21 protein-coding genes and 1 tRNA gene are annotated in these 24711 nt (G+C 62.6%); 16 read left to right on the top strand and 6 right to left on the bottom strand.

Annotated elements, in window-relative coordinates; genetic code table 11:
* Nucleotides 1-112 precede the first annotated feature (112 nt).
* From asd to ACODTO_RS27695, 3 genes are read right to left on the bottom strand one after another with little or no spacing between them, the layout of a single operon-like run.
* Nucleotides 113-973 carry an archaetidylserine decarboxylase gene (gene asd, locus ACODTO_RS27705; RefSeq protein WP_175385548.1) on the bottom strand — a complete coding sequence of 287 codons (861 nt, stop codon included), beginning with the start codon at nucleotides 971-973 and terminating at the stop codon, nucleotides 113-115.
* Between the two features lie 19 nt (nucleotides 974-992).
* Nucleotides 993-1808 carry a rhodanese-like domain-containing protein gene (locus ACODTO_RS27700; RefSeq protein WP_464710256.1) on the bottom strand — a complete coding sequence of 272 codons (816 nt, stop codon included), beginning with the start codon at nucleotides 1806-1808 and terminating at the stop codon, nucleotides 993-995.
* Nucleotides 1809-1850: 42 nt separating this feature from the next.
* On the bottom strand, nucleotides 1851-3389 hold the full coding sequence (locus ACODTO_RS27695) for an HDOD domain-containing protein (RefSeq protein WP_139646778.1): 1539 nt from the start codon (nucleotides 3387-3389) through the stop codon (nucleotides 1851-1853).
* Nucleotides 3390-3543: 154 nt separating this feature from the next.
* On the opposite strand from ACODTO_RS27695, the gene motA reads away from it, so the two are divergent.
* Entirely contained in the window at nucleotides 3544-4395 is an 852-nt protein-coding gene (gene motA, locus ACODTO_RS27690) for a flagellar motor stator protein MotA (RefSeq protein ID WP_139646776.1), read from the top strand.
* Between the two features lie 3 nt (nucleotides 4396-4398).
* Nucleotides 4399-5439, top strand: a complete 1041-nt coding sequence (motB, locus tag ACODTO_RS27685) for a flagellar motor protein MotB (protein WP_139646774.1) — start codon at nucleotides 4399-4401, stop codon at nucleotides 5437-5439.
* 151 nt (nucleotides 5440-5590) lie between these two features.
* Here the strand turns inward: motB and rsgA are convergent, their stop codons facing one another.
* Nucleotides 5591-6622 (bottom strand): small ribosomal subunit biogenesis GTPase RsgA, encoded by a 1032-nt coding sequence (gene rsgA / locus ACODTO_RS27680; protein ID WP_041020802.1) that lies wholly within the window; start codon nucleotides 6620-6622, stop codon nucleotides 5591-5593.
* A gap of 109 nt (nucleotides 6623-6731) precedes the next feature.
* On the opposite strand from rsgA, the gene orn reads away from it, so the two are divergent.
* On the top strand, nucleotides 6732-7274 hold the full coding sequence (orn, locus tag ACODTO_RS27675; protein WP_139646772.1) for an oligoribonuclease: 543 nt from the start codon (nucleotides 6732-6734) through the stop codon (nucleotides 7272-7274).
* Between the two features lie 210 nt (nucleotides 7275-7484).
* Nucleotides 7485-8099 carry a trimeric intracellular cation channel family protein gene (locus ACODTO_RS27670; RefSeq protein WP_175364030.1) on the top strand — a complete coding sequence of 205 codons (615 nt, stop codon included), beginning with the start codon at nucleotides 7485-7487 and terminating at the stop codon, nucleotides 8097-8099.
* On the opposite strand, the gene queG is transcribed toward ACODTO_RS27670, so the two are convergent.
* Nucleotides 8081-9160, bottom strand: coding sequence for a tRNA epoxyqueuosine(34) reductase QueG (gene queG / locus ACODTO_RS27665; protein ID WP_139646768.1), 1080 nt, complete (start codon nucleotides 9158-9160; stop codon nucleotides 8081-8083). The genes ACODTO_RS27670 and queG overlap by 19 nt on opposite strands.
* A 63-nt stretch (nucleotides 9161-9223) precedes the next feature.
* Between queG and ACODTO_RS27660 the strand changes: the two genes are divergently transcribed.
* From ACODTO_RS27660 to ACODTO_RS27605, 12 genes are all read left to right on the top strand, one after another.
* A complete protein-coding gene (locus ACODTO_RS27660) occupies nucleotides 9224-10723 on the top strand; it encodes an NAD(P)H-hydrate dehydratase (RefSeq protein WP_489107359.1) in 1500 nt (499 codons plus the stop codon).
* Nucleotides 10711-11178: a tRNA (adenosine(37)-N6)-threonylcarbamoyltransferase complex ATPase subunit type 1 TsaE gene (gene tsaE, locus ACODTO_RS27655; protein ID WP_139646765.1), complete on the top strand. Its 468-nt coding sequence runs from the start codon at nucleotides 10711-10713 to the stop codon at nucleotides 11176-11178. The genes ACODTO_RS27660 and tsaE overlap by 13 nt, the downstream gene beginning before the upstream one ends.
* Before the next feature lie 3 nt (nucleotides 11179-11181).
* Nucleotides 11182-12612: an N-acetylmuramoyl-L-alanine amidase gene (locus tag ACODTO_RS27650; RefSeq protein ID WP_041024052.1), complete on the top strand. Its 1431-nt coding sequence runs from the start codon at nucleotides 11182-11184 to the stop codon at nucleotides 12610-12612.
* Entirely contained in the window at nucleotides 12609-14522 is a 1914-nt protein-coding gene (mutL, locus tag ACODTO_RS27645; RefSeq protein ID WP_175364027.1) for a DNA mismatch repair endonuclease MutL, read from the top strand. The genes ACODTO_RS27650 and mutL overlap by 4 nt, the downstream gene beginning before the upstream one ends.
* The gene (gene miaA / locus ACODTO_RS27640) at nucleotides 14522-15493 is read left to right on the top strand and encodes a tRNA (adenosine(37)-N6)-dimethylallyltransferase MiaA (RefSeq protein ID WP_139646761.1); all 972 of its coding nucleotides are present in this window, start codon (nucleotides 14522-14524) and stop codon (nucleotides 15491-15493) included. Before mutL ends, miaA begins: the two co-directional genes overlap by 1 nt.
* Before the next feature lie 91 nt (nucleotides 15494-15584).
* A complete protein-coding gene (hfq, locus tag ACODTO_RS27635) occupies nucleotides 15585-15845 on the top strand; it encodes an RNA chaperone Hfq (protein ID WP_003186419.1) in 261 nt (86 codons plus the stop codon).
* A gap of 12 nt (nucleotides 15846-15857) precedes the next feature.
* Nucleotides 15858-17159, top strand: a complete 1302-nt coding sequence (hflX, locus tag ACODTO_RS27630) for a ribosome rescue GTPase HflX (protein WP_055128699.1) — start codon at nucleotides 15858-15860, stop codon at nucleotides 17157-17159.
* An 85-nt stretch (nucleotides 17160-17244) separates the two neighbouring features.
* Nucleotides 17245-18414 (top strand): FtsH protease activity modulator HflK, encoded by a 1170-nt coding sequence (gene hflK, locus ACODTO_RS27625; RefSeq protein ID WP_055128700.1) that lies wholly within the window; start codon nucleotides 17245-17247, stop codon nucleotides 18412-18414.
* The gene (gene hflC, locus ACODTO_RS27620; protein WP_041024057.1) at nucleotides 18414-19283 is read left to right on the top strand and encodes a protease modulator HflC; all 870 of its coding nucleotides are present in this window, start codon (nucleotides 18414-18416) and stop codon (nucleotides 19281-19283) included. Before hflK ends, hflC begins: the two co-directional genes overlap by 1 nt.
* Before the next feature lie 313 nt (nucleotides 19284-19596).
* A complete protein-coding gene (locus ACODTO_RS27615) occupies nucleotides 19597-20784 on the top strand; it encodes an ATP phosphoribosyltransferase regulatory subunit (protein WP_139646760.1) in 1188 nt (395 codons plus the stop codon).
* 54 nt (nucleotides 20785-20838) lie between these two features.
* Nucleotides 20839-22131 (top strand): adenylosuccinate synthase, encoded by a 1293-nt coding sequence (locus tag ACODTO_RS27610; RefSeq protein WP_041024059.1) that lies wholly within the window; start codon nucleotides 20839-20841, stop codon nucleotides 22129-22131.
* Between the two features lie 148 nt (nucleotides 22132-22279).
* A complete protein-coding gene (locus tag ACODTO_RS27605) occupies nucleotides 22280-24214 on the top strand; it encodes a methyl-accepting chemotaxis protein (protein WP_175385551.1) in 1935 nt (644 codons plus the stop codon).
* A 180-nt stretch (nucleotides 24215-24394) separates the two neighbouring features.
* On the opposite strand, the gene ACODTO_RS27600 is transcribed toward ACODTO_RS27605, so the two are convergent.
* Nucleotides 24395-24481: transfer RNA gene (locus ACODTO_RS27600), tRNA-Leu, on the bottom strand.
* Nucleotides 24482-24711: the final 230 nt, after the last annotated feature.

Genomic DNA, 24711 nt, shown 5'->3' with positions numbered 1-24711 from the left:
GAAACAATTGTGGGAGCGAGCCTGCTCGCGATGATGGCGGATCAGTCGGTATGGATCTGACTGACTTGACGCTATCACGAGCAGGCTCGCTCCCACAGGGAGGGCAGTGGCCTTAGGCCTTGGGCAGTGCCAGGCCCTGGCCCATCCGCACCGGCGAGCCGGCCACCAGTTCCTCGGCCCATTTCACCTGGTCTGGCCCGAACAGCACGATGGCGGTCGAGCCCAGTTTGAAGCGGCCCAGTTCGGCGCCTTTTTCCAGGTGGATCGGCGCGCGGGCGGCTTCGTCGTAGCGGAAGGTCTTCAGTTCGCGCTTGGGTGGCGTGACCAGCCCGGCCCAGACGGTTTCGATGGAGGCCACGATCATCGCGCCCACCAGCACCACGGCCATCGGCCCGCGCTCGGTGTCGAAGATACACGCCACGCGTTCGTTGCGGGCGAACAGCTCTGGAACGTTCTCGGCGGTGGTCTGGTTGACCGAGAAAATACGGCCCGGAATGTAGACCATCTCCCGCAAGGTGCCGGCCAGCGGCATATGCACGCGGTGATAGTCCTTGGGAGACAGGTAGATGGTCGCGAAATCGCCGCCCATGAACGGTGCGGCGTTGGCCGAGTCGCCACCCAGCAGTTCCAGCACGCTGAAGCTGTGGCCCTTGGCCTGGAAGATCCGGCCGTGCTCGATGGGGCCGAGCTGACTGACGGCGCCGTCGGCAGGGCTGAGGATCGCGCCCGGTGTTTCATCCAGTGGCCGCGCGCCTTCTTTCAGGGCCCGGGTGAAGAACGCGTTGAAGTGTTCGTAGGCGGTCAGGTCTTCCACCAGGGCTTGGGACATATCCACTTGATAACGCTTGGCGAACCACTGGGTGAACGCATTCTTGAACCAGCGTACGCGGCATTCGGCAATACAGCCGGCCAGCCGTGACAGCAGGTGGTGGGGCAGCAGGTACTGAGTGATGATGAACAAACGGTTTTTCATTAAATGTCCTTAGGAACCTTCAAATCTCGATCGGGGTGTCGGGATGGTTGCCCCATTCGCCCCAGGAACCGGCGTAGCCCTTGACCCGTGGGTAACCCAGCGCCTTGGCCACCAGATAGGTGAAGCCGGAGCGATGGTGAGTCTGGCAGTGAGTGATGACCTCTTTGTCGGGCGTGATGCCCAGTTGTTCGAGGATCTGCGGCATGTCCTGGCGGATACGCAGGCTGCGCGTCTTGTCCATGCCGGCAGTCCATTCGAAATTGACCGCGCCGGGAATGTGACCGCCCCTGGCCGCCACGACTTTCTCGCCGGAATATTCCAGCGGGCCGCGTGCATCCCAGATCGCCAGGTCGGCGGCACCAAGGCGGCTTTGCAGGTATTCGCGGGTGGCGGTGGGTTCGTCCCGCAGCGTCAGTTGCACAGGGTCACCGACGGCGGCCGGTACGTCGGTGCTGACTGGCAGGCTTTCCTCCAGCCACGACAGCAGGCCGCCGTCGAGGTAGTGGTACTTCGAGTGGCCGATCACGTCCAGCAGCCAGATAAAGCGTCCGGCCCAGCCGCCACCTTCGTCGTCATAGACCACGTAGACCGCATCCGGGTTGTGCCCGAGTTCGCCGAACAGTGCCTCGAGATCGGCTTTGGCCGGCAACAGCCCCGGTGCTGGCGGCTGACCCAACTGCGTGCGCTTGGGATCGACAAAGCGTGCGCCAGGAATGTGGCCGGTGCTGTAGCGCGCGGCGCTGGTCAGGTCCACCAGAATCAGTTCGCGGGCGTCGAGACGCGGGAGCAGATCGCTTGGCTCGATCACCAGCGGCAAGCCAGAGAAGTCAGGCATGTCAGGTCTCCAAGGGCGCAAAAGGAAGGGATTGTAGCAAGTTCAGCGGCCACGGTTGGTAAAGGTGTGCAGGGCCCGTTCGATGCACTGAACGGTCCTGCCGAAGGCTTGCACCGTTATATCCGCAAAGGGCCCGCCGCCCTGGTCCACGGCCACCAGCATGATCACCCGGCCATTGCAGGTCAGGGAGCGCAACAGCATGTGCTCGCCCTTGAACAGGGCGCGCAGGCCCGGCGGCAGCAGGGCCGAGAACTGTGCATTGTTCTCCGGGTTCAGGCGAACCTGTGCCTGCTGCGCCAGCAAGCGCTGCAACACTTTGCTCTGGTTGATGGAGAAACTCATGGCCGCTGCCTCAGGGGGCAGGCCGGCGATCTGGTGCACGCGTACGCTGGTCTGGCTGCGGTCGGCCATCAGGATCATCACCCGGCGCATGCCGCACGCCACCAGTGCGTCTCGTGCCGAGGTGGTCAGGTGCATGGCGTTGCTGAAGGGGCTTGGTTCTACCAACAGCGCAGCGCATCGTTTGCGCCACAGGGTCAGGTCTTCGGTGCTCGGTTGGGCGACGGAGGGCCCTGCAATCTGGACCCGACGGCTGCCCGGAGGCCAGAGCAGCGCCACGGCCGGGTGCCAAAGGTCTGGCATGGCATGGTGGCGGGCGCTATGGGCGGCCTGTTGGTGCAACTGTTGCTGAAGCTCATCCATGGGCATCTGCAGGTACAGGCTGGTGAGGTACTGCCAGCGGATGCTGTGGGGGCAGTCCCAGGCCTGGTGGGCCGAAAGTGCCAGGCCATTGGCCAGTAGCACGGTGTTGGCTGGCTGGTTGAGCCAGCGGCGCAGGGTCGGGTCATCGTCCAGGCGATTCTGCTGGCGCAGCGGGTGTTCACTGTCCCGGGCGATGCGCAGCACCTTCACCAACTCACGGCGCTCGTTGAGCAGCAGGCGGTAGCCTTGCGCCACCCAGATCGGCAAGCGCCAGGCTTCCACCACGGCGAGACAGATCTTCAGTAGGCTGACGCCGAACAATTCGCGTTCCACCTTGCTGGCCGACTGGCCTTGGTGGATCACCCGCATTTCCCATTCTCCCAGCAACCGCGGGTGCGTCAGGGCCAGGGGCCAGAGCGGCGACAAGAACAATAGGCTGCCCCAGTGGATGTCCTGCCACAGCCGTGCCAGGCGGCTGGCAAAAAAACCATTGGCCTGCTGCGTGGCGTGCTGGCTGATCAGCTGCAACTGGCGCAGGGCGACGGGTATCTCCTGCTCCGGCAGCGAGGGCAGGCGGGCGAGCAATTCCTCGGTGCGCTTGAGGCCGAGGCGGTTGATGGCCACTTCGAGGTTTTCCGCCGGTTCGGTGAGGCTGCCATGGGTGTGATGGTTGGCTTCGCGGATGACGCTCAGGGCCAGGGCAGGGCTGTCCTGCATGAGCTCTGCGATGTCGCGCAACGAGCGGCGGCTGTCGGCAATGGCCTTGCAGACCTGGTCATGACTGGCCTGGGGTACCGGCAAATGCACGCCCTCGAGCAGCTTTACCCAGCCTTCGAGCGTGGTCGGTCGTGGGGTTGGAACCTTCGTTTCGTTAGCCATGGCTGGACGTGATCATCACATGCTGCAACGGGGCAAACTGGCTTTTCGCCAGAACTGGCTATAGTCTGGCGCAGTTTTGCCGATAAGTAGAAGAAGAGATTTTCCAGCTTCCGAATATGACCTTGAACCCGACTTAAATAAGTACTTTCAATCTATGGCTAAAATTATCGGCATCATTGTCGTGTTCGCGAGCGTACTCGGCGGATACGTGCTCTCCCATGGCAAGATTGCCGCCCTGATCCAGCCCTTCGAGGTGATGATCATCGGTGGCGCGGCCCTTGGCGCATTCCTGCAGGCCAACCCCGGCTATATGACGATGCACGTGCTCAAGAAGTCCCTGGGCATGTTCAGTTCGCGCTTCAGCCACACCTTCTATCTCGAGGTGTTGGGACTGATCTACGAGATCCTGAACAAGAGCCGCCGCGAAGGCATGATGGCGATCGAGGGTGATATCGAAGACGCCGCCGCCAGCCCGATCTTCGCCAAGTATCCTGCGGTGCTCAAGGACACCCGCATGACGGCGTTCATCTGTGATTACCTGCGCATCATGTCGTCCGGCAACATGGCCCCCCATGAGCTCGAAGGCCTGTTCGACATGGAACTGTACAGCCTCAAGGAAGACCTGGAGCATCCGTCCCACGCCGTGACCGGCATCGCCGACGCCATGCCCGGCTTCGGTATCGTCGCCGCGGTACTGGGTATCGTGGTGACCATGGCTTCCCTGGGTGATGGCGACCAGAAGTCCATCGGCCTGCACGTGGGTGCGGCACTGGTCGGTACCTTCTTCGGTATCCTGGCCGCGTATGGTTTCTTCGGCCCTCTGGCCCATTCTCTGGCCCATGATGCCAAGGAAGAACTCAACACCTACGAGGCCATCAAGGCCTCGCTCGTGGCCTCGGCCTCGGGCATGCCGCCTTCGCTGGCGGTAGAGTTCGGCCGCAAGGTCCTGTACCCGGCGCACCGTCCAAGCTTTGCCGAGCTGGAACAAGCGGTTCGCGGTCGTTAAGTTATGGAAAATAACCAGCCGATCATCATCAAGCGTGTCAAGCGCATAGCCGCTGGACACCACGGGGGCGCCTGGAAAATCGCCTTCGCCGACTTCGCGACGGCGATGATGGCGTTCTTCCTGGTGCTGTGGCTGCTGTCCACCGCGACCCCGGAACAGAAGATCGCCATCGCCGGTTACTTCAAGGATCCGGTTGGCTTCACTGAAAGCGGTACGCCCTACATCATCGACCTGGGCGGCTCACCGACCCTGGCGCCGGAGACGACCCTCAACCCCGAGGTCAAATCCCAGCCGCAGCCCGACAAGGTAACGGTGGATTCCGAGCAGGTCGAAGGCATGGCCGAGCAGGTCGAGCGCGAGCGCCTTGAGTTGCTGCTGCAAGAGTTGCAGAACAAGGTCGACGAGAACCCGCAGCTGCAGAAGTTCAAGGATCAGATCCTGTTCGAGATCACGCCGAATGGTTTGCGCATCCAGATCACGGATGCCGAGAACCGGCCGATGTTCGATTCCGGCAGCGCCCGCCTGAAGCCTTATTTCGAGGACATCCTGCTGGCCATGGCCGACACCATCAAGGCGGTGCCGAACAAGATCAGCATCAGTGGTCATACCGACGCCAAGCCGTATATCGGCAAGGGTGATTTCGGCAACTGGGAACTCTCGGCCAACCGCGCCAACGCGGCACGTCGTGCCCTGGTGGCCGGCAGTTATCCGGACGAGCAGGTGGCACGGGTGGTCGGTTACGCCTCCTCGGCGTTGTTCGACCGCAAGGACCCGTTCAACCCGGTCAACCGGCGTATCGATATCGTGGTGTTGACCAAGAAGGCCCAGAAGGCCATCGAAGGTTCGCAGACCGACGACCCGGCACCCGATCCGGTCCAAGGCCAGGGTGCCCCGGGCGAAGCACCGGCGACGCCGCCGGATGCTGCGGCCGATCCGAATGCCTTGCCGGCCGATCAGCAACCGGTGCCGGCCCACGAGTTGCGCGAACGTCTGAACCTGTTCGACGACGCCGCGCCGAAACCGCCGGGAACGCCTGCGCAGTGATTGGGCTCGTGGGAGCAAAGCTTGCTCGCGATGCAGGCGACACGATTCAGCTGCAAGACCGAGTCAACGTTCATCGCGGGCAAGCCTTGCTCCCACAGGCGGGAGCAAGCTCCCTCGCCACAACAGTGTTCGGCCGTTCAATCGCCCTGAATCAATAACTGCTTTCCGGCAAGCTGGCGATGATCGAGCGATAGCTGTTCATCCGTTGCTGCTGCACGCGGCCGTCTTCCAGTGCCTTGAGCAAGGCGCAGCCGGGTTCGCGGTCGTGCTTGCAGTCGCGGAAGCGGCAGGTGCCGATCAGGTCGTTGAACTCGATGAACCCGGCCTCCACGTCGGCCCGGCTGACGTGGCCCAGGCCGAATTCACGGATGCCGGGCGAATCGATCAGCTCACCGCCGCCGGGGAAGTGGAACAACCGCGCGGTGGTGGTGGTGTGGGTACCCTGGCCGGACAGCTCGGACAGCGGCCCGACACGGGTTTCGACCTCCGGCAGCAGGCTGTTGACCAGCGAAGACTTGCCGACACCGGACTGGCCGACGAACACGCTGATGCGCCCGTCCAACTGCCGTTGCAGTTGTTCCATGCCATTGCCATGGTGGGCGGAGACTTCCAGCACCGGGTAACCCAGTTGTCGATAGACCGCCAGCAAGGCGTTCAGCGCCGGGGCATTCTGCTCATCGATCAGGTCGAACTTGTTGAGCAGCAACAACGGGCGGATACCGGCATGCTCGGCCGCCACCAGATAACGGTCGATCAGGTTGGCATGGGGCTCTGGCAGCGGGGCGAACACGATGACGATCATGTCGACGTTGGCTGCCACGGGTTTGAGCTGGCCCCGGCTGTCCGGACGACACAGCTCGGTGTGGCGCGGCAACTGTGCCACGATCACGCCAATACCCTGGTTACCGGCACGCCAGACCACCTGGTCGCCGGTGACCAGCGCCGGCAGGTTCGCGCGCAGGTGGCAACGGAAGACCTGGCCGGCCAATTCGCCTTCACGGGCCTCGACCTCGACCTGCACCCCGAAGTGCGCGATCACCAGGCCGGTCTGTTCCGGGCCCAGGTCGCCGCCTTCCAGGGCTTGCACCGCACTGGACTCGCGTTTGGCGGCGCGGGCGGCGCGCTCGCCCTGGATCTTTTCGATGCGCCAGTTCTGACGACGATTGAGTTGGCGTTTGGCCATGGGTGTTCCGTATGAAAAAATGCGGCGAATAGGTAAAACGGCGGCGAGTTTAGCACGCCCGGAGGTCTGCCTAGGCTAAACTGCGCAGCTACTCCGAGGAGCCCTTCGTATGCAAAATTCGCAGAACCTGATCTGGATCGACCTGGAAATGACCGGTCTGAACCCCGACACCGACGTCATTATCGAAATGGCCACCATCGTCACCGACAGTGACCTCAACACCTTGGCCGAAGGCCCGGTGATCGCGATCCATCATAGCGACGAGATCCTGGCTGGCATGGACGAGTGGAACACCCGCCAGCACGGCGGCTCGGGCCTGACCCAGCGGGTACGCGAGAGCAAGATCAGCATGGCCGAGGCCGAGGCCCAGACCATCGCCTTCCTCGAGCAGTGGGTACCGAAGGGCAAATCACCGATCTGCGGCAACAGCATCTGCCAGGACCGGCGTTTCCTCTATACCCACATGAAATCCCTGGAAAGCTATTTCCACTACCGCAACCTGGACGTCTCCACCCTCAAGGAACTGGCCGCCCGCTGGGCGCCTGAAGTGCGTGACAGCTTCCAGAAGGGCGGCAGCCACCTGGCCTTGGACGACATTCGCGAGTCCATTGCCGAGCTGCAGCATTACCGCAAGCATTTCATCAAGTTCTGATCGTGCTGTGGTGCGGGATCCGTGGGAGCAAAGCTTGCCCGCGATGAACGATGACGCGGTCCAGCAGTGAGTGGTGTTGCCTGCATCGCGAGCAAGCTTTGCTCCCACGGATCCCCTCGCCACAAGTTTGTATGTGGCAGGGGAAGCGGTTGCCCTCTTTTGGTGCTGCTCCGAACTGGCTAGACTGCGCGCCTTCCTGCAAGGACCGTCATCATGTTGTTGATGCTTTATCTGATCGCCATTACCGCCGAAGCCATGACCGGCGCCCTGTCTGCCGGGCGGCGGGGCATGGACTGGTTTGGCGTGGTGCTCATCGCCTGCATCACGGCGCTGGGTGGCGGTTCGGTGCGCGACGTCTTGCTCGGGCATTACCCGCTGACTTGGGTCAAGCACCCGGAATACCTGGTGCTGACCACGGCGGCGGCGATGCTGACGGTGTTCCTGGCGCGCTGGATGCGTCATCTGCGCTCGTTGTTCCTGGTGCTCGACGCCGCGGGCCTGGTGGCATTCACGCTGATCGGCTGCATGACGGCCCTGGAAATGGGCCATGGCATGTTGGTGGCGTCGGTCAGTGGGGTGATTACCGGCGTGTTTGGCGGGATCCTGCGGGACATCTTCTGTAACGATATTCCGCTGATCTTCCGTCGCGAGCTGTATGCCAGCGTCTCGTTTGCCGCCGCATGGTGTTATCTGCTGTGCGTCTACCTGGCCTTGCCCAGTGAACAGGCCGTGCTCATCACCTTGTTTGGCGGTTTCCTGCTGCGGCTCCTGGCGATCCGCTTCCACTGGGAAATGCCGAAGTTCGTCTATAACGACGAGGTCTGACGCTGCGCATGCTGGCGCAGCGCCCACTCCACATGCTCACGCACCAGGTCGGAGGGGTGATCGCGCCGTGCCTCCAGCGCCTGCAGGACCGGAATGGTTGAAGGGGCATTGCCCAGGCCGACCGCCAGGTTGCGCAACCATCGCTCATAGCCGGCGCGGCGCAGCGGTGAGCCTTCGGTGCTCTTGAGGAAGGTTTCCTCGTCCCACAGGAACAGCTCGGCCAGCCCGGCATTGTCCAGGTTGTGTCGTGGCTTGAAATCATTCTCTCCGGACGGCCGGGCGAAACGGTTCCATGGACAAACGATCTGACAGTCGTCACAGCCGAACACCCGGTTGCCGATCAAAGAGCGCAGTTCTTCAGGAATGGCGCTTTTCAGCTCGATGGTCAGGTAGGAGATGCAGCGGCGGGCGTCCAGTACGTAGGGGCCGATGAATGCGTTGGTCGGACAGATGTCCAGGCACGCCGTGCATTTGCCACAGTGTTCGCTAGCGTGGGGCGGATCCACCGGCAGTGGCAGGTCGACAAACAGTTCGCTCAGGAAGAAATAACTGCCGGCCTTGCGGTTCAGCACCAGGGTGTTCTTGCCGATCCAGCCGAGCCCGGCCTGTTCGGCGATGGCTTTCTCCAGGACCGGTGCGCTGTCGACAAAAGCGCGGTAGCCGAAGGGGCCGATGACCGCCTGGATTTTTTCTGCCAGTTGCTGCACGCGTTTACGGATCAATTTGTGGTAATCGCGGCCCAACGCATAGCGCGAGACGTAGGCTTTTTCCGGTTGGCCGAGCATCTGCGCCATGTGCGTGTCGCCCGGCAGGTAGTCCATGCGCAGGGACACCACCCGCAGCGTGCCCGGCACCAGCTCCTCGGGGTGCGAGCGCTTGCTGCCGTGGGCGCCCATGTAGTCCATTTCGCCGTGGTAGCCCGCTTCGAGCCAGCGCTGCAGGTGTTGCTCATGCTCGCCAAGGTCCAGTCCGCTGATGCCGACTTGCTGGAAACCCAGCTCGCGGCCCCAGTCCTTGATGGATTGGGCGAGGGCGGGAAGATCGGTGGGAATGGCAGGCATGAGGCGAGAGAAACCGGAGCTGAGATGCGTATAATTCTGCCAGACATCGGAGCCCGAAGACGCATGCCGCACACTAAAGATGATTTTCCCGACGCACTGTACAGTGCCGCGCAGGTCCGGGCCCTCGACGCACAGCTGATTGCGGCGGGCACCACCGGCTTCGAGTTGATGCAGCGAGCGGCCCGCGCCACCTGGCGAGCGATCGTCCGACGTTGGCCTGATGCTGGCGAACTGACCGTACTCGCCGGCCACGGCAACAACGCCGGCGACGGTTACCTGGTGGCCACCCTGGCCCGGCGTGCCGGTTGGTCGGTGCGGGTCCTGACGGTGGGCGAGCCCCGTCGTCTGCTGGGAGACGCTGCCAACGCCCATGCCGAAGCCGTTGCGGTCGGTGTGCCGGTGGAACCTTGGTCCGACGAATCCGAATTGCGTGGCGTGCTACTGGATGCTTTGCTCGGTACGGGCTTGAGCGGCGAAGTGCGCGAGCCTTATATCCGGGCCATCGATACGATCAACGTCAGTGACCTTCCGGTCGCGGCGGTGGATATCCCCTCGGGGCTGTGTGCCGATACCGGCCGGGTGTTGGGCACCGCGGTGACTGCCGATCTGACCGTGACCTTCATTGGCCTGAAGCTGGGCCTGTTCACCGGCGATGCCGCGGACCGTGTCGGTGAATTGGTCTTCAACGATCTCCACGCCGATCCTGACATCGTTGAAGCGACACCGATCAGTGCCCGATTGCTCTCATCCCATAATCTTCCGCGTCTGACACCTCGTCCCCTTGCTTCCCACAAAGGTTCGTTCGGGCATGTCCTGTTGATCGGCGGCGACCGTGGGTTTGGCGGCGCTATCCAGATGAGCGCCGAAAGCGCCCTGCGTTGCGGTGCGGGCATGGTGTCCATGGCGACCCGCAGTGAGCATGTCTGCGCTGCGTTGACCCGTTTGCCGGAAGTCATGGTGCAGGGCACTCATTCGGCGAACCAATTGATGGGGTTACTCAAGCAGGCTGGTGTATTGGTGGTCGGACCCGGGTTGGGCCAGGCGGCCTGGGGCCGCAGTCTGTTGTCGGCGGCGGCCAACGCGCCGTTGCCGCAGGTGTGGGACGCCGATGCATTGAATCTGCTGAGTGTCGGAGCGGTCAGACTGCCCGAAGGCTGTGTGATCACGCCGCATCCGGGCGAGGCAGCACGGCTTTTGGAGATTTCCACTGCCCAGGTGCAGGCCGATCGCCCGGCGGCTGTCCAGGCGTTGAGCAAAAAATATACAGCGACGGTGATTCTCAAAGGTGCCGGCAGTCTGATTGCCAGCCCGGACGGTCGCCTGGCTGTCTGCGGTCAGGGCCATCCAGCGATGGCTACTGCTGGCCTGGGGGACGTGTTGGCCGGGGTGGTAGGTGCCTTGCTCGCCCAGGGGCTGGAGGGCTTCGAGGCAGCGTGCCTGGCGGTGTGGCTGCACGCCAACGCCGGTGCGCAAGCCGGTCGTTCGGGCCGGGGGCTGGCGGCGACCGATCTGATCCCGGCCATTCGTCAGTTGTTGGAGGAGCAATCACCTTGTCTGAAGTAACCCTGTACATGGCTGACGAACAAGCCATGACGGCATTCGGTGCCCGTATCGCGAGTATCACGGCGGGCCACGGCCTGGTTTTTCTCGTCGGCGACCTCGGCGCGGGGAAGACCACCTTGTCCCGGGGCATCATTCGCGGCCTCGGACACGTCGGCGCGGTGAAAAGCCCTACCTTCACATTGGTCGAGCCCTACGAGATCGGCGACATTCGCGCCTTCCATTTCGACCTGTATCGATTGGTGGACCCCGAAGAACTGGAATTCCTCGGTATCCGCGATTATTTCGAAGATGACGCCTTGTGCCTGATCGAATGGCCCGACAAGGGTGCAGGCTTTTTGCCAAAGCCTGACCTGACCATTACCATTGGCGCGCAGAACGGCGGGCGTTCGCTGAAACTGACACCGCAAGGCTCGCGAGGCGAGTCGTGGTGTGCCGCGTTGGCACTGGAAAACTAATTGATGATGGGGTTTGGTATGCGCTTTCGCGCGGTGGTTGCTGTCGTAGGACTGTTGCTTACGGCACTGGCCGTCGATGCTGTGGCTGAGACAAAGGTCAACAGCGTTCGCCTTTGGCGAGCGCCGGACAATACTCGGCTGGTGTTCGACCTGACAGGGCCGGTGCAGCACAGCGTATTCACCCTGACGGCCCCGGATCGCCTGGTGATCGACATCAATGGCGCATCCCTTGGCGCGCCGCTGAACGTGGCCACCGCCAACACGCCGATTACCGCGATGCGTTCGGCCCAGCGTACGCCGACCGACCTGAGGGTGGTCATCGACCTGAAAAAAGCCGTGACCCCGAAAAGCTTCACCCTGGCCCCGAATGCCCAGTACGGCAACCGGCTGGTGGTGGACCTGTTCGACAACCCGGCCGACGCCGCGCCGCCCCCACCGGCGCCGACCAATGTCGCCACGGTGCCGGCGGTGCCGGTCACGCCGACCGAGCCTGCGATCAAGCTGCCACCGGCCCCGGCCGGCAAGCGCGACATCATTGTGGTGATCGACGCCGGTCACGGTGGCGAAGACCCGGGTGCCTCCGGCTCGCGGGGCCAGCATGAAAAAGACGTGGTGCTGTCCATCGCCCGCGAGCTGCAGCGCCAGGTCAACGGCATGAAAGGCTTCCGTGCCGAACTGACCCGTACCGGCGACTACTTCATTCCGTTGCGCGGTCGCACCGAAATCGCCCGCAAGAAGGGCGCCGACCTGTTCGTTTCCATTCACGCCGACGCGGCACCTTCGGCGGCGGCCTTCGGTGCTTCGGTGTTCGCCCTGTCCGACCGTGGCGCGACTTCCGAGACCGCCCGTTGGCTGGCTGACAGCGAAAACCGTTCCGACCTGATCGGCGGTGCCGGCAATGTCAGCCTCGACGACAAGGACCGGATGTTGGCCGGTGTGTTGCTCGATTTGTCCATGACCGCCTCGCTGACGTCGAGCCTGAACGTCGGCCAGAAGGTCTTGAGCAACATCGGCCGTGTCACGCCCCTGCACAAGCAGCGCGTCGAACAGGCCGGGTTCATGGTGCTCAAGTCCCCGGACATCCCGTCGATCCTGGTGGAGACCGGCTTCATCTCGAACTCCAACGAGGCCTCCAAGCTGTCCTCGTCCAGCCATCAGCAAGCGCTCGCCCGTTCCATCAGCAGCGGCGTGCGCCAGTTCTTCCAGCAGAATCCACCGCCGGGCACCTACATTGCCTGGTTGCGCGATTCCGGCAAGATCGCCCAGGGGCCGCGGGACCATCGGGTCAGCGCCGGCGAAACCCTGGCGATGATCGCCGTGCGCTACCAGGTGTCGCCCGCGACCCTGCGCAGCGTCAACAACCTCAAGAGCGATGAGCTGAAGATCGGCCAGACCCTGACCATTCCCGGCAACGAAGTGGCGTCCAAGCAATGAGCGATGAAGTGATCGGCAGTAACGCGCGCATCGAACTGCTCAGCCCCCGGCTGGCGAACCAGATCGCCGCCGGTGAGGTGGTGGAGCGCCCGGCGTCGGTCATCAAGGAATTGCTGGAGAACAGCCTCGACTCCGGGGCCAAGCGCATCGATGTGGATGTCGAGCAGGGTGGCGTCAAGTTGCTGCGGGTGCGCGATGACGGTGGCGGTATTTCTTCCGACGACCTGCCGCTGGCCCTGGCGCGTCACGCCACCAGCAAGATCCGCGACCTGGAAGACCTCGAGCGGGTCATGAGCCTGGGGTTTCGTGGCGAAGCGCTGGCCTCCATCAGTTCGGTGTCGCGCCTGACACTCACCTCCCGTACCCGTGATGCCGAGCAGGCCTGGCAGGTCGAGACCGAAGGTCGGGACATGGCGTCCCGCGTCCAGCCTGCGGCCCATCCGGTGGGCACTTCGGTGGAAGTGCGCGACCTGTTCTTCAATACCCCGGCCCGCCGCAAGTTCCTCAAGGCCGAAAAGACCGAATTCGATCATCTTCAGGAAGTCATCAAGCGCCTGGCCCTGGCGCGTTTTGATGTAGCGTTCCATTTGCGCCATAACGGCAAGACCATCCTCAGCCTGCACGAGGCCCGTGACGATGCGGCCCGGGCCCGCCGTGTAGGAGCGGTGTGCGGCGCAGGCTTCCTGGAGCAGGCATTGCCCATCGAGGTGGAGCGCAATGGCCTGCACCTGTGGGGTTGGGTCGGGTTGCCGACCTTTTCCCGCAGCCAGGCGGACTTGCAATATTTCTACGTGAATGGCCGGGCGGTGCGCGACAAATTGGTGGCCCATGCGGTGCGCCAGGCCTATCGCGACGTGTTGTTCAACGGCCGGCACCCGACCTTCGTGCTGTTTTTCGAAGTCGACCCGGCGGTGGTGGACGTCAACGTGCACCCGACCAAGCACGAAGTGCGCTTCCGCGATGGGCGCATGGTGCACGATTTCCTCTACGGCACCTTGCACCGCGCCTTGGGCGACGTGCGCCCGGAAGACCAGCTCGCGGCGCCCGCTGCGGTGGCGGGGATGGTGCGTCCAACCGGCCTGGACGCCGGCGAATTCGGGCCCCAGGGTGAAATGAGCCTGGCGGCCAATGCCTTGCTCGAACAACCACAGGCCCAGCCGACCTATAGCAGCGCAGGCTCCGGTGCTGGCAGCGGCTATCAGTACCAGTACACGCCGCGCCCGCAATCGAACGTACCGGCGGCGGAGGCCCAGGCGGCCTATCGAGAGTTCTTCAAGCCTTTGCCGGAGACCGGGGCGGCGGCATTGCCCGACGGCCAGGGGGATATCCCGCCGCTGGGCTATGCCCTGGCGCAGCTCAAAGGCATCTATATCCTTTCGGAAAATGCCCAGGGCCTGGTCCTGGTGGACATGCACGCGGCCCACGAGCGGATCATGTATGAACGGCTGAAGATTGCCATGGCCAGCGAAGGCCTGAGCGGCCAGCCATTGTTGGTGCCCGAATCCCTGGCGGTCAGCCAGCGCGAAGCCGATTGCGCCGAAGAGCACGTGAGCTGGTTCCAGCGCCTGGGCTTCGAGCTGCAACGCCTGGGCCCTGAAACCCTGGCGATCCGACAGATCCCGGCGTTGCTGAAGCAGGCCGAGGCCAATCGACTGGTCAGTGACGTGCTGGCAGATCTGATGGAGTACGGCACCAGCGACCGTATCCAGGCGCACCTGAACGAATTGCTCGGCACCATGGCCTGCCACGGCGCGATCCGCGCCAACCGACGCCTGGCCCTGCCGGAAATGAACGGTTTGCTGCGGGACATGGAAAACACCGAGCGCAGTGGCCAATGCAACCATGGCCGGCCGACCTGGACTCAATTGGGGCTGGACGACCTGGACAAACTGTTCCTGCGTGGTCGTTGATGAGCCAGCTACCCCCCGCGATTTTCCTGATGGGGCCGACCGCCGCCGGCAAGACCGACCTGGCCATCGAGTTGACCAAGGTCCTGCCTTGCGAGTTGATCAGCGTCGATTCGGCACTGGTCTACCGGGGCATGGACATCGGCACGGCCAAACCGTCAAAAGAGCTGCTGGCGGAATTCCCGCATCGGCTGATCGACATCCTGGACCCGGCCGAAGCCTACTCGGCTGCGGATTTTCGCCGTGATGCCCTCCAGGCCATGGCCGACATCACCGCGCGGGGCAATATCCCGCTGCTGGTGGGCGGGACGATGCTGTATTACAAAGCCTTGATCGATGGGCTGGCCGACATGCCGGCGGCCGATCCCGAGGTACGCGCGCAAATTGAAGAAGAGGCCGGGCGCCTTGGCTGGCAGGCCCTGCACGAGCAATTGGCGGTCATCGACCCGGAGTCGGCGGCGCGAATTCACCCCAACGATCCGCAGCGCCTGAGCCGGGCCCTGGAGGTTTACCGGGTCAGCGGCCAGAGCATGACGGCCCTGCGGCAGCGACAATCTGCGCAAAGTACTGAAGCAGCCGCTTCGGGACTGCAACAATTACCCTATACTGTCGCGAATCTGGCCATCGCCCCGGCGAACCGGCAAGTGCTGCACCGTCGAATTGAACAAAGATTCACATTGATGTTGGAACAGGGGTTCATCGACGAGGTCGTAGCCCTGCGTGAGCGAAGTGACCTGCATGCCGGGTTGCCGTCTATACGTGCGGTGGGTTATCGACAAGTCTGGGATTACCTGGACGGCAAGCTGACGTCAGCCGAGATGCAGGAGCGTGGGATCATTGCCACGCGCCAGTTGGCGAAGCGCCAGTTCACCTGGTTGCGCAGCTGGACTGACTTGCATTGGCTCGACAGCCTTGATTGCGACAATCTGCCACGCGCCTTGAAATACCTGGGGACCGTCTCCATATTGAGCTGAGTCCTTGCAATTGCCGTCTATCCTTGGGGGTGTGACGGCCGAAGCCATCTGATTCCGATTTTTATTATTGATCCTTAAAGGAGTGCGGCACATGTCAAAAGGGCATTCGCTACAAGACCCTTACTTGAACACTTTACGTAAAGAGAAAGTTGGGGTGTCCATCTATCTGGTCAACGGGATCAAACTGCAAGGCACGATCGAGTCTTTCGACCAGTTCGTCATCCTTCTGAAAAACACCGTCAGCCAGATGGTCTACAAGCACGCTATCTCGACAGTCGTGCCGGTTCGTCCAATTCGTCTGCCAAGCGCAACCGAATCCGAAGGCGGTGACGCTGAACCGGGTAACGCCTGATAGGAGTCTCCTTTGTTCTTTGAGCGCCACGGTGGTGGTGAGCGGGCCATTCTCGTTCACCTGGATGGACAGGACCCTGAGGCGCGCGAAGACCCGCAGGAGTTTCAGGAGTTGGCACTTTCGGCCGGCGCCGAGACCGTCGCGTTTTTCAACGTGCCGCGTCATCGGCCAACCGCCAAATTCCTGATCGGCAGCGGCAAGGTCGAGGAGTTGCGCGACCTGGTCAAGGCCGAAGAAGCCGATCTGGTGATCTTCAATCACATCCTCACGCCCAGTCAGGAACGTAACCTCGAACGCGTATTCGAGTGTCGCGTGATCGACCGTACGGGCCTGATTCTCGATATCTTCGCCCAGCGCGCCCGTACCCATGAAGGCAAGCTCCAGGTCGAACTGGCCCAGCTCGAGCACATGAGCACGCGGCTGGTGCGTGGCTGGACTCACCTTGAGCGGCAGAAGGGCGGTATCGGTCTGCGCGGTCCGGGTGAAACCCAGCTGGAAACCGACCGGCGCCTGTTGCGGATTCGCCTGCGCCAGATCAAGGGGCGCCTGGAAAAGGTCCGCAGCCAGCGCGAGCAGTCGCGGCGCGGCCGCAAGCGCGCGGACATCCCGACGGTTTCCCTGGTGGGCTATACCAACGCCGGCAAATCGACGCTGTTCAATAACGTGACCCAGTCGGACGTCTATGCCGCCGACCAGTTGTTCGCCACGCTCGACCCGACCTTGCGCCGGCTCGACCTGGACGACCTCGGGCCGATCGTGCTGGCCGACACCGTGGGCTTCATCCGTCACCTGCCGCATAAACTGGTCGAGGCTTTCCGAGCTACGCTCGAAGAGTCGAGCAACTCCGACCTGCTGCTGCATGTGATCGATGCCGCCGAGCCGGACCGGATGCTGCAGATCGAGCAGGTCATGGTGGTGCTCGGCGAGATTGGAGCCCAGGACTTGCCGATCCTGGAGGTATACAACAAACTCGATTTGCTCGAAGGCGTGGAGCCGCAGATCCAGCGCGATGCCGATGGCAAGCCGCAGCGGGTCTGGTTGTCGGCCCGGGACGGTACTGGCCTCGAGCTGCTCGAGCAGGCCGTGGCGGAGCTGTTGGGCAGCGACCTGTTTGTCGGCACCCTGAAGCTGCCGCAACGGTTCGCCCGCCTGCGTGCCCAGTTCTTCGAGCTGGGCGCGGTGCAAAAAGAAGAACATGACGAAGAAGGCACTTGCCTGCTGGCGGTTCGTCTGCCGCGGTCGGAGCTGAATCGGCTGGTCAGTCGTGAAGGGCTGAAACCGATGGAGTTCATCGAGCAACACACTTTGCAATAAAAGCCTGAGAAAGCTGTGTCAGGCATTCTGTAGCATTGGCCGGCGCGCCGTGGGTGCGTCTTTGCTTTATCAGATGGAGAGCGCTATGGCTTGGAATGAGCCGGGTGGCAACTCGAATAACCAGGATCCCTGGGGCGGCAAGCGTCGTAACAACGGCGACCGCAAGGGGCCACCGGATCTCGACGAGGCCTTCCGCAAGCTGCAGGAAAGCCTGAACGGTTTGTTCGGTGGCGGTAAGAAACGCGGTGACGACGGCAGTGGTCGTCCGGGCAAGGGCGGCGGTTTCGGCCTGCTCGGCATCGGTCTGGTCGTGCTCGCGGCGATCTGGCTGTACAGCGCGGTCTATGTCGTGGACGAGCAGGAGCAGGCCGTGGTGCTGCGCTTCGGCAAGTACTACGAAACCGTCGGCCCGGGCCTGAACATCTATTTCCCGCCGATCGATCAGAAGTACATGGAAAACGTCACGCGTGAGCGTGCCTACACCAAGCAGGGCCAGATGCTCACGGAAGACGAAAACATCGTCGAAGTGCCGCTGACCGTGCAGTACAAGATCACCAACCTGCAAGACTTCGTACTGAATGTCGACCAGCCGGAAGTCAGCCTGCAGCATGCCACCGAGAGTGCGCTGCGCCATGTGGTGGGTTCCACCGCCATGGACCAGGTGCTGACCGAGGGCCGTGAGTTGATGGCCAGCGAAATCAAGGAGCGCCTGCAGCGGTTCCTCGACACCTATCGCACCGGCATCACCGTCACCCAGGTCAACGTGCAGAGCGCCGCGGCGCCGCGTGAGGTCCAGGAAGCCTTCGACGATGTGATCCGCGCCCGTGAAGACGAGCAGCGTTCGCGCAACCAGGCCGAAACCTATGCCAACGGCGTTGTGCCGGAAGCCCGTGGCCAGGCCCAGCGCATCATCGAGGATGCCAACGGTTACCGCGACGAAGTGGTCTCCCGTGCCAAGGGTGAGGCCGATCGCTTCACCAAGCTGGTGGCCGAGTATCGCAAGGCCCCTGAAGTGACCCGCGAGCGTCTGTACCTGGACACCATGCAGGAAGTCTTCAGCAACACCAGCAAGGTCCTCGTGACCGGCAACAAGAACGGCCAGAGCAATCTGCTGTACCTACCGCTGGACAAGATGGTCGAGAGCGGTCGCAACACCAGCACGCCGCCGGCCAGCACGTCGTCTTCCAGCAATGAAGCGAATGCTCGCGCTGCGGTGGAGCAGCAACAGCAAGCACGTACCAGGGAGAGTCGCTGATGAGCAATAAATCGCTGATCGCCCTTATTGTTGGCGTCGTCGTAGCGATCGCTGCCTGGAACTGCTTCTACATCGTGTCCCAGACCGAGCGTGCGGTGTTGCTGCAGTTCGGTCGCGTGGTCGAGACGGATGTCCAGCCAGGGCTGCATGTGAAAGTGCCGTACGTCAACAAGGTGCGCAAGTTCGACGCGCGCCTGATGACGTTGGATGCACCGACGCAACGCTTCCTGACACTGGAAAAGAAAGCGGTCATGGTCGATGCCTATGCCAAGTGGCGCGTGAAGGATGCCGAGCGCTTCTACACGGCCACCTCGGGTCTCAAGCAGATCGCCGACGAACGCCTGTCCCGCCGCCTGGAGTCGGGTTTGCGTGACCAGTTCGGTAAGCGCACCCTGCATGAAGTGGTGTCCGGTGAGCGTGATGCGCTCATGGCCGACATTACCCGTTCGCTGAACACCATGGCGGAAAAGGAACTGGGTATTGAAGTGGTCGATGTCCGGGTCAAGGCCATCGATCTGCCAAAGGAAGTGAACCGCAGCGTGTTCGAGCGGATGAGCACCGAGCGCGAGCGTGAAGCCCGCGAGCATCGCGCGAAGGGTAACGAGCTGGCCGAAGGCATCCGTGCCGACGCCGATCGTCAGCGTCGCGTGTTGCTGGCAGAAGCCTATCGTGAATCGGAAGAAGTTCGCGGTGACGGCGATGCCCAGGCCGCGGCGATCTATGCCAAGGCCTATGGCCAGGACCAGGAGTTCTACGCGTTCTACCGTAGCCTGCATGCCTACCGTGAAAGCTTCGCGCACAAATCCGACGTGTTGGTCCTGGACCCGAGCAGCGACTTTTTCCGCTACCTGGAAAAGGCCAAGCCTTGATGCAACGTTGACCTGAGACACTCCGCCCGGCGGCTAAAACGTCTGGCGGGGTGATCCTTTGGGAAAACGGGTGTATGATGCGGCAGCCGGGAAATTCCCGGCTTTTTTGCGTCTGCACGTTCGATTGCGGTTTTGGTTGCAGGCGTCGGGTCGAACGACTCGACAGGTTTTTCGAGGAAAGTGCTGGACGAGGCCGTTTCCGGGCCATTCGTCACGTCGCCCTTGCGCGCTTTTTGCGCAGAGCGTGGGCGCTTTCTGCTTCACTCAAGGCTTGCCCGAAGGCTGGCCGCCCGGACCATAGGGGAATGGCGTAATGGCAACGGTAGACCGCTGGCTGCTGCCAGATGGCATCGAAGAAGTACTGCCACCGGAAGCTGCGCGTATCGAAGTAGCGCGTCGGCAGGTGTTGGATCTGTTCCAGAGCTGGGGCTACGAGTTCGTCGTCACCCCGCATATCGAGTACCTGGAATCCCTGCTGACCGGCGCGGGCCAGGACCTGGATCTGCGCACCTTCAAGGTCGTCGACCCGCAGTCGGGCCGGCAGATGGGTTTTCGTGCCGACATCACGCCCCAGGTAGCGCGTATCGACGCCCATACCCTGCGCCGTGAAGGTCCCAGTCGCCTGTGCTACGCCGGCAGTGTGCTGCACGCCCAGCCGCGCGCCCTGTCGTCCTCGCGCAGCCCGATCCAGCTGGGGGCCGAGTTGTACGGCGATGCCAGCCCGAGCAGCGACGTGGAAGTCATCAGCCTGATGTTGGCCATGCTGCAACTGGCGGACGTGCCGGATGTCCACATGGATCTGGGCCACGTTGGCATCTATCGTGGTCTGGCCCGTGCGGCCGGTCTGTCCGGTGAAGTGGAGCAACAATTGTTCGATGCCTTGCAGCGCAAGGCCATCGATGAAGTCATCAGCCTGACCGAAGGCTTGCCGGCCGACCTGTCCGACATGCTGCGGGCGCTGGTGGATCTGTGTGGCGGCCGTGAAGTACTGGCGGCGGCGCGTGATCGCCTGGCTCATGCGCCAGCGCCTGTACTGGCGGCGCTGGACGACCTGCTGGCAATCGCCGAGCGTCTGTCGGTGCGCTTCCCTGAGTTGCCGTTGTATTTCGACCTGGGCGAGTTGCGCGGCTACCACTACCACACCGGCGTGGTGTTCGCCGTGTTCGTCCCTGGCGTGGGCCAGTCCATCGCCCAGGGCGGTCGTTACGACGATATCGGCGCCGACTTCGGTCGTGCCCGTCCGGCGACCGGTTTCTCTACCGATCTGAAAACCCTGGTGACCCTGGGGCGTGCTGAAATCGAGCTACCGTCCGGCGGTATCTGGATGCCTGACAGTACGGATGCGGCACTCTGGCAGGCTGTCTGCCAGTTGCGCAGCGAGGGTCAGCGTGTCGTCCAGGCCTTGCCTGGGCAGCCTTTGGCCGCCGCCCGTGAAGCGGACTGCGACCGGCAATTGATTCAGCAGAACGGGCTTTGGCAAGTATTGCCGCTGGCTTCTTGAGTTTTCCCGCCGGCCGCGGCCGGCACCAAGTTTGCGCGAATGAGGACAAGTGTTATGGGTAAGAATGTCGTAGTCCTGGGCACCCAATGGGGTGATGAGGGCAAAGGCAAGATCGTTGATCTGCTGACCGAACATGCTGCCGCCGTAGTGCGCTACCAGGGTGGCCACAACGCCGGTCACACGTTGGTGATCGACGGTGAAAAAACCGTTCTGCACCTGATTCCGTCGGGCGTGCTGCGCGAAGGCGTGCAGTGCCTGATCGGTAACGGTGTCGTGGTTGCCCCCGACGCTCTGCTGCGGGAAATCGTCAAGCTGGAAGAGAAAGGCGTACCGGTGCGCGAGCGCCTGCGTATCAGCCCGTCCTGCCCGCTGATCCTGTCCTACCACGTTGCGCTGGACCAGGCCCGTGAAAAGGCCCGTGGCGAGATGAAGATCGGCACCACCGGTCGCGGCATCGGCCCGGCCTACGAAGACAAGGTGGCCCGTCGTGGCCTGCGCATCGGTGATCTGTTCCACCGCGAGCGCTTCGCCGCCAAGCTGGGCGAGTTGCTGGACTACCACAACTTCGTCCTGGTCAATTACTACAAAGAGCCGGCCATCGACTTCCAGAAGACCCTGGACGAGTGCATGGAATACGCCGAGCTGCTCAAGCCGATGATGCTCGACGTCACCGCCGAGCTGCACGAGCTGCGTCGCGCGGGCAAGGACATCATGTTCGAAGGCGCCCAGGGTTCGCTGCTGGACATCGACCACGGTACCTACCCGTACGTCACCAGCTCCAACACCACTGCCGGCGGCATCGCCACGGGTTCGGGTTTCGGTCCGATGTACGTGGACTACATCCTCGGCATCACCAAGGCCTACACCACTCGCGTGGGCTCGGGTCCGTTCCCGACCGAGCTGTTCGACGACGTCGGTGCTTTCCTGGCCAAACGTGGTCATGAGTTCGGTGCCACCACCGGTCGTGCCCGTCGTTGCGGCTGGTTCGATGCCGTCATCCTGCGTCGCGCCATCGACGTCAACAGCATCTCGGGCCTGTGCCTGACCAAGCTGGACGTGCTGGACGGCCTGGAAACCATCAACATCTGCGTAGGCTACAAGAACCAGGACGGCGCGGTCATCGACGCACCGACCGATGCTGACAGCTACATCGGCCTGGAGCCAGTGTACGAGCAGATGCCGGGCTGGACCGAGTCGACCGTGGGCGTCAAGGCTCTGGAAGAGCTGCCTGTGGCTGCCCGCAACTACATCAAGCGCCTCGAAGAGCTGGTCGGTGCGCCGATCGACATTATTTCGACGGGGCCGGACCGCAACGAAACCATCGTTCTGCGTCATCCGTTCGCCTGATAAGTTACTGATGTAAAAGACAAAGGACCCTGATTTGGGTCCTTTGTCGTTTCTGCCTGCCGACGGCACAACACTTGCTACGCAACTCCATTACTGGCACCTCTTGACGAGTGCCATCAATTTAATGGCGTTCGTAGAGGGATTTTCCGTGTCGGCCGTTCTCTCACTGTTACAAAGCCGTTTACTACGGCCTGTGTTCGTTACCCTTGGTATCGCCCTTTTGGTGCAGGTGTTGGTGGCGGTTGCGCTGACCCGCAGCACGGTCACGGCGCTTGAAACCGACTTGGGCACACGCCTGGGGGCTGACAGCCAGAAGCTCTCCGGCGAGCTGGAGCAGGCTGGGCGGGAGGTCACGTCGAGCCTGGACAGTTTGTCTGCCAATACCCGTCAGCGATTGAATGCAGGTCTATCCGCGCGCCTGAAAGATGAGCAGTCGCAGTTGCGGACGACGCTGGAAAAAGCGCTCAAGGACTCCGCCAATGATATGGCGCAGCTCCTGGCTTCCGTTGCGCCCCGCGCCATGTGGGACAGCGACATACCGACACTCTCCGAATTCGCCCGTCGGGCCCAGCGCAACCCCAACGTATTGTTCGTCATCTATGACGACGCCAACGGTGAGCACCTGACCCGCTACCTGAACCGGGATAACGCGATCAACAAGGCCTTGCTGGAGAAGGGCAAGGGCGAGCGGGCCCTGGACAAGGTGCTGGACGCTGCGAAGACCGATCCGTCGGTGTACTACCTTGAGGCATCGATCAATCCCAATGGGGTGGAAATCGGTAAGGTATTGATGGGGGTCTCCACCGCTTCGGTGGAGTCCGATCTGAAGGCGCTGGACCAGCGCTTCTCGGCATTGATCGCCAGCAGTGACCAGTTGGTCGGTGACAGCCTCAAGGGTGCCGCCGCCGACAGTGCCGCTGCCATGCGCGGTCGTCTGCAGTCGGCACAGACCACGGCTACGCAGATGCAGACCAACACTTCCAGCACGGTGCAGGAAGCGGCAAGTACCTTGCGCTGGCGGATCGGCCTCGGCCTGGCGCTGGTCGGCTTCGGCGTGCTGCTGTTGTTGGCCGTGGTGCTGGGGCGTCGGGTGGTCAATCGCTTGAAGCTGCTGATCGCGGCCATGAACGATCTGGCGGCGGGCGAGGGTGACCTGACCAAGCGTGTGCAGATCAACAGCAAGGATGAAATTGGCGACATGGCCTCGGCGGTCAATCGCTTTGTGGATAAGTTGCAGCCCATCGTGCGGGAGGCGGGCGATGTCGCCCAGCGCACCGGCGTGGAGATCGGTGCAATGACCTTGCGCAACTCCGGTGCCGATGCGGCGGCCGGGATGCAGCGCGATGAGGTGGCTGAGAGCTTGCGTGCGCTGTCGCAAATGGCTGACGAAGCACAGTCGGAAAGCCAGGCGATGCAGGCGGCCTTGCAGCAGGTGGTGGAGATCCGTCAGGCCACCGATGAAAACACCCGTACCTCGGCCAAGGTCAGCGGTCTGATCGAGGCGCTGGCCGGGCAGGTTGATACCGGGGCGAAGGTGATCGAACGACTGGCGCAGCAGAGCGAACAGATCGAAGTGGTGCTGACGGTCATTCACGGCATCGCCGAGCAGACCAACCTGCTGGCCTTGAACGCGGCCATCGAAGCGGCGCGGGCCGGGGAGACCGGGCGTGGTTTTGCGGTAGTGGCGGACGAAGTGCGGGCGCTGGCGAGCAAGACCCAGAGTTCGACCGGTGACATCCAGGCCCATATCGTGGCGTTGCAGCAGGGCGCTCGCGAGGCGGTGGCTGCGATCGGCCAGGCGGGGCGGCAGGCCAGTGAGGGGCTGCTGGTGCTGCGCGACAGTGCTCGTTTGCAGCAGTCGGTGCAGGCGTCCGTAGAGCAAGTGCATGCGGCCATTGGTCTGGCGACTCAGGCGGCGGCTCATCAGGCCCAGGGGGCGCAGGCGGTGCGTGGGCGGGTCGAGACCATTCACGTCCAGGCCGAGAAAGCGGCTCAAGCCGTGGTCGAGACGACGGCGAGCGGCAAGGTGCTGGATAATCTGGCGGCGCAGTTGAAGGCGAGTCTGGGGCAGTTCAGGGCCTGACAGCCGACCAGCCTTTTGAGCGCGCGCGTTTCCCTGTGGGAGCGAGCCTGCTCGCGATGGCGGCCTGACAGCCGCCTCATCCCTTGCGGCCTGCCGCTTCAGGAATTCCCCAGTCAAAAACGCAAAAACCCGCTTTCGCGGGTTTCTGTGAGATTCAAGACCTTGTCTTGAAGCTTGAATTGGTGCCCAGAAGAAGACTCGAACTTCCACGACCTTGCGGTCACCAGCACCTGAAGCTGGCGTGTCTACCAATTTCACCATCTGGGCAGCATCTTCAGCGTTGCCGCTGTTGATGTGGCGCACTATACGGAGCGCGTTTTGATCTGTAAACCCCTGTTTTTGTTTTAGTAATTGCAAAAGCGGATTTCAGGAGGGTAGAAATGCAAAAACCCGCTTTCGCGGGTTTTTGGGAGAGCCTGCAGATCATTGATCTGTCTCTCGAAATTGGTGCCCAGAAGAAGACTCGAACTTCCACGACCTTGCGGTCACCAGCACCT

The organism is Pseudomonas sp. FG13 (genome assembly GCF_057809755.1).
The sequence above is the reverse complement of the archived record's forward strand: the minus strand, read 5'-3'. Positions and strand labels throughout refer to the sequence as shown.